This is a genomic window from Micromonospora sp. NPDC049559 (assembly GCF_040676675.1).
Taxonomy (GTDB): Bacteria; Actinomycetota; Actinomycetes; order Mycobacteriales; family Micromonosporaceae; genus JBFAPK01.
The window spans coordinates 49,376-56,507 of sequence record NZ_JBFAPK010000048.1 but is presented as its reverse complement, the minus strand read 5'-3'; the positions used below and the strand labels follow the sequence as shown (position 1 = coordinate 56,507).

The 7,132-nt window shown below is 72.4% G+C and carries 8 protein-coding genes and 1 pseudogene; 2 read left to right on the top strand and 7 right to left on the bottom strand.

The window, feature by feature from the left end; translation table 11 throughout:
* Positions 1–280 (top strand): annotated as a pseudogene (locus AB0J86_RS34445) (peptidase S1); the annotation flags it as partial.
* A gap of 69 nt (positions 281–349) precedes the next feature.
* On the opposite strand, the gene AB0J86_RS34440 reads toward AB0J86_RS34445, so the two are convergent.
* The gene (locus AB0J86_RS34440; protein WP_363861887.1) at positions 350–931 is read right to left on the bottom strand and encodes a hypothetical protein; all 582 of its coding nucleotides are present in this window, start codon (positions 929–931) and stop codon (positions 350–352) included.
* A 262-nt stretch (positions 932–1,193) separates the two neighbouring features.
* Here AB0J86_RS34440 and AB0J86_RS34435 point away from each other — a divergent pair, with 262 nt between their 5' ends.
* The gene (locus AB0J86_RS34435; protein ID WP_363861886.1) at positions 1,194–1,397 is read left to right on the top strand and encodes a cold-shock protein; all 204 of its coding nucleotides are present in this window, start codon (positions 1,194–1,196) and stop codon (positions 1,395–1,397) included.
* A gap of 49 nt (positions 1,398–1,446) precedes the next feature.
* Here the strand turns inward: AB0J86_RS34435 and AB0J86_RS34430 are convergent, their stop codons facing one another.
* The 6 genes from AB0J86_RS34430 to AB0J86_RS34405 form a co-directional block, all read right to left on the bottom strand.
* Positions 1,447–2,736: an MFS transporter gene (locus tag AB0J86_RS34430; protein WP_363861885.1), complete on the bottom strand. Its 1,290-nt coding sequence runs from the start codon at positions 2,734–2,736 to the stop codon at positions 1,447–1,449.
* On the bottom strand, positions 2,733–3,308 hold the full coding sequence (locus AB0J86_RS34425) for a helix-turn-helix domain-containing protein (RefSeq protein ID WP_363861884.1): 576 nt from the start codon (positions 3,306–3,308) through the stop codon (positions 2,733–2,735). Before AB0J86_RS34425 ends, AB0J86_RS34430 begins: the two co-directional genes overlap by 4 nt.
* Positions 3,309–3,449: 141 nt before the next feature.
* On the bottom strand, positions 3,450–3,908 hold the full coding sequence (locus AB0J86_RS34420; protein WP_363861883.1) for an NUDIX domain-containing protein: 459 nt from the start codon (positions 3,906–3,908) through the stop codon (positions 3,450–3,452).
* A 122-nt stretch (positions 3,909–4,030) separates the two neighbouring features.
* Positions 4,031–5,005, bottom strand: a complete 975-nt coding sequence (locus tag AB0J86_RS34415) for an ATP-binding cassette domain-containing protein (RefSeq protein WP_363861882.1) — start codon at positions 5,003–5,005, stop codon at positions 4,031–4,033.
* 8 nt (positions 5,006–5,013) lie between these two features.
* Entirely contained in the window at positions 5,014–6,069 is a 1,056-nt protein-coding gene (locus AB0J86_RS34410) for an ABC transporter permease (RefSeq protein ID WP_363861881.1), read from the bottom strand.
* Positions 6,070–6,082: 13 nt separating this feature from the next.
* Complete coding sequence (locus AB0J86_RS34405) at positions 6,083–7,081, bottom strand: sugar ABC transporter substrate-binding protein (RefSeq protein ID WP_363861880.1); 999 nt, start codon at positions 7,079–7,081, stop codon at positions 6,083–6,085.
* Positions 7,082–7,132: the final 51 nt, after the last annotated feature.

Genomic DNA, 7,132 nt, shown 5'->3' with positions numbered 1-7,132 from the left:
CTGGGACCGCACCCGCACCACCACCGGCACCTGGACCGACTCGACCAACATCGACGACAACGGCTTCGTCATCGCGGTGTCGGCGGCGGGACTGCCCGACGGCACCCTGCACGTCCTCACGCTCGATCCGGGCACGGGTCTCTGGGACCGCACCCGCGCCGCCGGCGGCGCCTGGGGCGGCGCGGCGAACGTCGACCGTAACGGCAGCATCTTCGCGGCGGACGCGGCGGCCCTGCCGGACGGCACGCTGCACGTGCTGACCGTCCCCGACCTCGCCTGACGCCCGGACCGGTCAGCCGACGGGACCGGTGGTCAGCCGACGGGACCGGGCGGCCGGCGGTACGGGTGGTCAGCCGGCGGCGGCGACCCGGAGCGGGCCCGGGGCCGCCCGACCGTCCAGCGCGATCGGATCGACGCTCCAGGCGCCGGCGATCCGCATGACGTCGTGCTCGGAGACGAGGATGTCGATCTTCTCGTCCGGCTCTGCCGGCAGCCCGATCGCGCGTTCGGCCTCGTCGGGGTCGCCCCGCCAGGTGGTCACCTGACCGGTCTCGCCGACGAACTCGAACGCCCGTACCAGCACCCCGTCCACGGCCCGCTCCCAGTGGTGCAGTTCGTCGACCCGGTAGCTGGTGAAGAACTGCACCTCGGTGTTGAGCTTGGCCGAGAGCCCGCGTACGTCGACCGGGGTCCCCGGGCGCAGCAGCCACCGGCCCGCGACCAGCAGCCAGTCCACCCCGCGCGCGTCGGTCAGCGGTGGGGTCAGCACCAGCCGGTCGTCGGTCAGGTACGCCAGGTCGATGCCGGTACGCCAGGAGGCGGGCCCCAGGTCCCGCAGCCCCAGGGTGCTGATGATGGTGGTCGCGTCGGTCCCCCGTACCGCCAGCCACGCCTGCTTGTAGCCGAAACCGACCATGGTCTCTTCGCTCACGCCCGCACGCTACCGATCCCCCGGCGCGGTACGCCGGCCGGTCGGGACCGTGGCCGTCCGCGCCGGGCACCGGGCAAACCTCGTCATCGGGCAAGCATCGCCGAAAAGCCGCCGCGCCGGGGGACGTTTTCGGCGGACGCGCCCGCCCGCTTCACCCCGCGTCCCACAGCGGAAACCGCTACTGTCGGTGACGTACGGGCGACCCCGGTGTACCCAGCCGGAAGGTCATGGCTTCCGCCCGTACCGGTCGAGGAGAAAATGCATGGCAACCGGCACAGTGAAATGGTTCAACTCGGAGAAGGGCTTCGGCTTCATCGAGCAGGACGGCGGCGGACCGGACGTCTTCGTCCACTACTCGGCGATAGCCTCCAGCGGCTACCGGGAACTCAACGAGGGGCAGAAGGTCGAGTTCGAGGTGACCCAGGGACAGAAGGGCCCACAGGCGGGCAACGTACGGACGCTCTGACCGCGCGGTCGGGGGTTCCGGCCCGGATGCGCCGGTCCGGCCGGCGCGGTCACCGCGGCGCCGGACCGGCCGGCAGATCCCGGCTGCGGCTGAGCGGGCCGACGAGCAGGATCAGGCCGGTCAGCGCCAGCCCGGCGGTGATGACCCACATGGCGTCCCGCAGCCCCAGGGCGGTACCGAGCGCACCGCCGAGCAGCGCGCCGAGCGGGATCGTGCCGTAGTTGAGCAGCTGCATGCTCACCGTGACCCGGCCGAGCAGCCGCGGTGGCGGGTACGTCTGCCGGAAGCTGCTCTTGACCACGTTGCCGATGGCGACGCCGGCCGAGATCGCCACGCCGCCGACGACCATCAGCGCCAGTCGCGGTCCGGGGCCGGTGAGCGGGATCAGCAGCCCGAACGGCGCCGCGAACAGCTCGGCGTAGACGAGCGTGCGGGCGGTGCCGAAGCGCCGGGCCAGGGCGGTGCTGACCGAGGCTCCGATGATCCCGCCGACGCTGGTGCCGGCGACGAGCAGACCGACGACGCCGGGACCGACGCCGACCTCGCGGACCAGGAAGACGACCAGGATCGCCTGGTAGCCCATCAGGCCGATGTTGCTCACCGCGCCGAAGACGGTGAGCACCAGCAGGTACGGGTCCCGGGCGACGAAGCGTACGCCGGCGCCGATCTCGGCGCGCAGCGTGCTCTCGGGCCGCCGCCGCTCCGGGCGCGGCTCCGGTTTGCGGATGCGCAGCAGGCAGAGCGCCGAGACGCCGAAGCTCACGGCGTCGACGAGCAACGCGTTGACCGCGCCGGCGAGCTGGGCGATCAGGCCGGCGAGGCCCGGTCCGGCCAGCTGCGCCGCGGACTCGGTACCGGCCACCTTCGCGTTCCCCTCGGGCAGCTCGGAGCGGTCCAGCAGGGACGGCAGGTACACCTGGTACGCGGTCTGGAAGAAGACGCTGGCCGTGCCGGCGCCGAGGGCGACCGCGAGCAGCTGGCCGATGGTGAGCACGCCGAACCAGGCGGCGACCGGCACACTGACGAAGAGCAGCAGGCAGAGCAGGTCACAGGTGATCATCACCGGCCGGCGGGGCAGCCGGTCCACCCACGCGCCGGCCGGCAGGCCGACGAAGAGCCAGGGCAGCCAGGACGCGGCGGTCAACAGCGCCACCTGGAACGTGCTCGCGTGCAGGGTGGCGACGGCGATCAGCGGCAGCGCGATGTTGGTGACGCTGCTGCCGAACTTGCTGGTGGTCTGGCCGATCCAGAGCAGCCGGAAGTCGCGGTGCCACCAGAGGCCGCCGCGGCGGCGCCGGGCCTCGGTGGCCGCCGGGGCGGCGACGCCGAGGCCGGTCACGGCTGCGCCGGTACGCCGTAGGCGAACAGGAAGACCGGCTCCCGGGTCCGCCCGTCCTCGGGCAGGTCCCGGCTGCCCCACCGGGCGAGCAGTTCGTTGAGTTCCCGTTCGAGCTGGGCCAACTCGTCCGGGGTGAGGCGGAGCCAGCGGTCCATGGAGAAGGCGGACCCGCCCCAGGCGTCGTGCTCGGCGTCACTGGCCGCGTGCCAGGCGCGGGCGATGCTCATGTGCCGGTCGAGGTTGAGCGAGGCGGCGGCGTTCGCCACCGCGAGCGCGGCCGGGTCGTCCTTGAAGTCCCGGGTGGCCCAGCGCAGTCCGGGCGAGACCAGCCGCCACCAGCGTTCGCGCCGGTCGCGGGCCAGTTCGGGGGCCTCGGTGACGAGTTCGGAGGCGGCCAGCACCTTGAGGTGGTGACTGATGTTGCCGACGGCCTGTCCGGTCCGCTCGGCGAGCTGGCTGGCGGTCGACGGCCCGTACACCTTGAGCGCGTCCATCATCCGGCGGCGCAGCGGGTGGGACACCGCGGCGAGTACCCGCGAGTCGGTGACCGCGCGTACGTTCTCGTTCTCCATGCGGACACCGTGTCATCCACAAGAGCTGTTGCGCAACAGCTCTTGTGCAATAGTTGTTGTTAAAGGTTCGGCCACCTCCGCGTACCCGGCCGAGCCGAGCACGGAGGCGGCCGAAAACAGAGGCGGCCGAGAACGGAGGTGTCAGCCAGGCAGCGGCTCCCGCGGTACCCCGTCCGGCCGCCACCCGCTGTCGAGGAGCGCGGCGACCGGGGTGAACAACGGGGCGGGCAGCGCGTCGAAGCCATGCCAGGACCACTCGCGCGCCTTCTCGGGTTCGCGCACGACCGGCTCGCCCACCGCCTCGACCAGAAAATGCAGCGTGACGTAGTGCAGGCCGGCCTCGGGGAAGAGGTCGCTGGTCCAGCCGACCGGCGTCACCCGTACCGCCGCCAGACCCGTCTCCTCCCGCAGTTCCCGGGCCGCCGTGACCGCCGGATCCTCGCCGGTGTCGACCTTCCCGCCGGGGAATGACCAGGTACCGGCCCCGTGCGCGCCCCGGCGGAGACCGAGCAGGACCGCGCCGTCGCGTACCACGATCGCGCTGACACCGACGAACGGGCCCCGCAGCGGCGGCGCGGGGACCTCGGCTCGCACCGTCATCGGATCCGACCACTCCATTCCTCGACCGTGCCCGCACCCGGACCGGCGCGCGCCGGTCCGGGTGCGGGCACCCGATCTGCCCGCACCCGCCTGCCGCACCGGTCAGCGGAGACCGGGCCGGCTCAGTTCTCCGTACGCTGCCGCGGCGCCACGGGCGTCGTACCGGGCGCGGCGCCGGTGGCCGGGGACGTCGCTGCCGTCTCCGCCCCTGCCCCCGTCCCCGGCTCCGGTTCCGGTTCCGGCGAGGTCCCGCCCAGCGACCGGATCTGCGCCTCCAGCTCGGCGGCGGCGCGCAGCACGGACCGGTCGCCGCCGTCGCGTTCCAGCTCGTGGCCGAGCTCCTCCAGCTCCGCGCCGCCGGCCATCAGCCGCACCAACTCGGCCAGCTCGATCTCGTCGCGGCCGAAGTCGCCGAGGCTGCGACCGCGCTTGAGCAGCAGGAACCGGTCCCCCACCGGGTACGCGTGGTGCGGGTTGTGGGTGATGAAGACGACCCCGACGCCCCGGTCCCGGGCCTGCACGATGTACCGCAGCACCTGACCGGCCTGGCGTACGCCCAGCGCCGAGGTGGGCTCGTCGAGGATCAGTACCCGCGCGCCGAGGTAGACCGCGCGGGCGATCGCCACCGACTGCCGCTCGCCGCCGGAGAGCGTACCGACCGGCTGGTCCGGGTCGCGGATGTCGATGCCCATGGCGGCCAGTTCCCGCCGGGTCGTCTCCCGGGCCCCCGCCACGTCGAAGCGGCGGAACGGGCCCCAACCCCTGGTCGGCTCGCAGCCGAGGTGGAAGTTCCGCCAGACCGAGAGCAGCGGGATCATCGCGAGGTCCTGGTACACGGTGGCGATGCCCCGGTCGAGCGCGTCGCGCGGGCCCTGCAACCGGACCGGCTCGCCGTCGATCAGCAGTTGGCCCTCGTCCGGCTGGTGCACCCCGGCCAGGGTCTTGATCAGCGTGGACTTGCCGGCGCCGTTGTCGCCGAGCACGCAGGTCACCTCGCCCGGGCGCACGCTGGTGGAGATGTCCTTGAGCGAGATGACGCCGCCGAAGAACTTCGAGATGCCGCGCAGTTCCAGCAGCGGGGCGGAGTTGTCGGTCATGGCCGTCCTCACCTCCGGCTCTGCTCGGCGTAGCTGCGTACGGCCCGGTTGGCGAAGACGGCCAGCAGCAGCATGGCGCCGAGGAAGAGCTTGAACCAGTCGGCGTCCCAGCCGAGATAGACGATGCCCTGCGCGGTCATCCCGAAGATGAGCGCGCCGAGCGCGGCCCCCACCGCCGAACCGTACCCGCCGGTGAGCAGGCAACCGCCGATCACGGCCGCCACGATGTAGATCAACTCCTGGCCGAACCCGGCATTGGCCTGCACGCTGGTCAGCCGCAGCACCGACATCGAGCCGACCAGCCAGGCCGCCGCCGAGACCGTCATGAAGAGCAGGATCTTGGTCCGGGCGGCCGGCACCCCGACGTTGCGGGCGGCCACCGGGTCGCCGCCGGCCGCGAAGACCCAGTTGCCGAACCGGGTCCGCAGCAGCACGTACGTGGCGAGGGCGGCGAGCACGATCCACCAGACGATGGAGACCTTGAAGTGCGTGTCGCCGACCACCACCGACGAGGCGAAGACCCAGTGGGCCCCGCTGAAGCCGTCCGCGTTCTGCAGGCCGCCGACCTGGACCGTACCGGTGATCGCCTTGGTCACGCCGAGGTTGAGGCCCTGCAGCCCGAGGAAGGTGCCGAGGGTGATGATGAAGCTGGGCAGCCCGGTGCGGACCACCAGGTAGCCGTTGAGGAAGCCGACCAGCAGCGCCGCGGCCAGCGACACGGCCAGGGCCAGCCAGACGTTCCAGCCGTACTGGGTGGCGAGGATCGCGGTGATCAGGCCGGTGGTGCCGGTCAGCACGCCGGCCGACAGGTCGAACTCGCCGCCGATCATGAGCAGCGCCACGGCGATCGCCATGATCCCCAGCGTCGAGGCCGGGTCCAGCCAGTTCGCGAAGCCCGGCACCGACCGGAACACGGCCGACTGGCTGGCGAAGAAGATGAAGACCACGATCGCGCCGATCAGGGCGCCGATCTCGGGGCGGATCAGGAAGCGGCGGAGCAGGCCGCCGCCGGCCACCCGCTCGTCGGCCCGGGGTGCGGTGGGTGGTGCGGTGGTCGTCGTCATGTGAGCCCTCCTCCTACCGCGTCCCGCGGGCGGTCAGTTCGCGTACCCGCGCCGCGTTCTCCTTGGTGACGAAGCCCGGACCGGTCAGCACCGGCTGGCCCCCGCCGACCGAGTTGGCGTTGGTGGCGTACAGGTAGAGGAACTGCACCGGCAGGTAACCCTGCAGGTACTGCTGCTGGTCGACGGCGAAGAGCAACCTACCCTGCTCGATCTGGTCGATCACGTCGGCGTTCAGGTCGAAGGTCGCCACCTTCGCCGACGACCCGGCCGCGGCGGCGGCCCGCGCCGCCACCACGCCGACCGCCGGCTGCAACGCCAGCACGCCGTTGATCGACGGGTCGGCCTGCAGCTTCGCCTGGATGGTCGACTGGGCCGCCTGGATGTTGTTCTGGTCGACCTGGAGGTTCTCGGTGCTGCCGCCGAGTCCCTCGGCCGCGCCCTGGCAGCGCTGCTCCAGACCGATGTTGCCGGCCTCGTGGACGACGCAGAGCAGCTTGCCGACCCCCGCCTCCTTGAGCTTGGCGCCCGCCCCGCGCCCGGCCACCCGCTCGTCCTGCCCGACGTGGGTGAGCGCGCCGAACGCCGCCGACCGCTCCTGCCCCGAGTTGATCGTGATCACGGGGATGCCCCGGCTGACCGCGTTGCGGACCGACGCCTGCAGCGCGTCCGGGTTGGCCATCGACACCACCAGCCCGTTGACCTTCTGGTTCACCGCGGCGTCGATGAGCTGCGACTGGGTTTGCGGGTCGCCGCTGCTCTGGTAGCTGACCTTGACGTGGTAGTCCTTGCCCGCCTGCTCGGCGCCGTTCTTCACGACGTCCCAGAAGGCGTCCCCGGCCTGCCCGTGGGTCACCACGGCGAAGGCGAGTTCGCCGGGTTTCGGGCCCTGCTGGGCCTGCTCGGCCGGTTTCGGCTGCTGGCCGGCGACCCCGGCGTCCAGTTCGTTGCTGCAACCGGTCAGGGCGAGTCCCAGGGCGAGGACCGCCGCCAACCGGCGCGGGTGGGCAAGCATGGGTGCCTCCCGAGAAGTTGTGCCGACGCGCGGGCGACGGCGGGGCAACGC

Bases quoted from the DNA above. Each gene is read 5' to 3' on its own strand.
- AB0J86_RS34435 (WP_363861886.1), top strand. From the start codon at position 1,194: ATGGCAACCGGCACAGTGAAATGGTTCAACTCGGAGAAGGGCTTCGGC.
- AB0J86_RS34405 (WP_363861880.1), bottom strand. From the start codon at position 7,081: ATGCTTGCCCACCCGCGCCGGTTGGCGGCGGTCCTCGCCCTGGGACTC.
- AB0J86_RS34415 (WP_363861882.1), bottom strand. From the start codon at position 5,005: ATGACCGACAACTCCGCCCCGCTGCTGGAACTGCGCGGCATCTCGAAG.
- AB0J86_RS34420 (WP_363861883.1), bottom strand. From the start codon at position 3,908: ATGACGGTGCGAGCCGAGGTCCCCGCGCCGCCGCTGCGGGGCCCGTTC.
- AB0J86_RS34410 (WP_363861881.1), bottom strand. From the start codon at position 6,069: ATGACGACGACCACCGCACCACCCACCGCACCCCGGGCCGACGAGCGG.
- AB0J86_RS34425 (WP_363861884.1), bottom strand. From the start codon at position 3,308: ATGGAGAACGAGAACGTACGCGCGGTCACCGACTCGCGGGTACTCGCC.